At 63.5% G+C, this 886-nt stretch carries 1 pseudogene; it reads left to right on the forward strand.

Features of this window, described 5'->3' with window-relative positions:
• Positions 1 to 873 (forward strand): annotated as a pseudogene (locus LOM8899_RS22975) (IS3 family transposase); the annotation flags it as partial.
• Positions 874 to 886: the final 13 nt, after the last annotated feature.

Consider the following 886-nt stretch of genomic DNA (forward strand, 5'->3'; position numbering starts at 1 on the left):
GAGCCATGTCGCGCCATTGGTCCGAGCGACAATGGCGAATGTTCGAGGAGGAAGGCTGTGGACTGGGCCATGAAGGAAAAGAGCTACTCGCAGCGGCGGGCCTGTGCCCTGGCCGGGATCGATCCGCGCGTCTACCGTCGCAGGTCGGCACGCCCGGCAGACACCGAGCTACGGACAAGGATGAAGGAGCTGGCGTCCGAGCGTCGCCGGTTCGGGTATCGTCGCCTGCACATCCTGCTGAAGCGCGAGGGTTGAGAAGTGAACTGGAAGAAGCTCTACCGCCTCTACCGCGAAGAAGAGTTAACCGTCCGTAAACGTGGCGGGCGCAAGCGCGCGATCGGAACCAGGGCGCCCATGGCGATCCCGCAGGGGCCGAACCAGCGGTGGTCGCTCGACTTCATGTCCGACGCGCTGGCGGACCGCCGCCGGTTCCGTATCCTGTGTGTCATCGACGACTTCAGCCGGGAATGCCTGGCGACAGTTGTCGACACTTCGATCTCCGGCATCCGTGTCGCCCGGGAGTTGGACCGGAGCGCCGAGATGCGCGGCTTCCCTTGCATGGTGGTCAGCGACAACGGAACCGAGCTGACATCGAACGCCATGCTGAAGTGGCAGGAGGATCGCCAGGTCGAGTGGCACTATATCGCGCCAGGCAAGCCGATGCAGAACGGCTTCGTAGAGAGCTTCAATGGCCGCCTGCGGGACGAATGCCTGAACGAGCATCTGTTCCCGAACCTGCGCCATGCCCGCCGTCTGATCGCGGCATGGCGCGACGACTACAACCATCACCGCCCGCACTCGAGCCTCGACGGTCTCTCCCCGCGGGAGTATCACCAACGGTCAAGAGAAGGACCAAACCCCGAACAGAGCTAACTTATAGGCGAGG

The sequence above is a fragment of the Flavimaricola marinus genome (assembly GCF_900184895.1).
Lineage (GTDB): Bacteria > Pseudomonadota > Alphaproteobacteria > Rhodobacterales > Rhodobacteraceae > Flavimaricola > Flavimaricola marinus.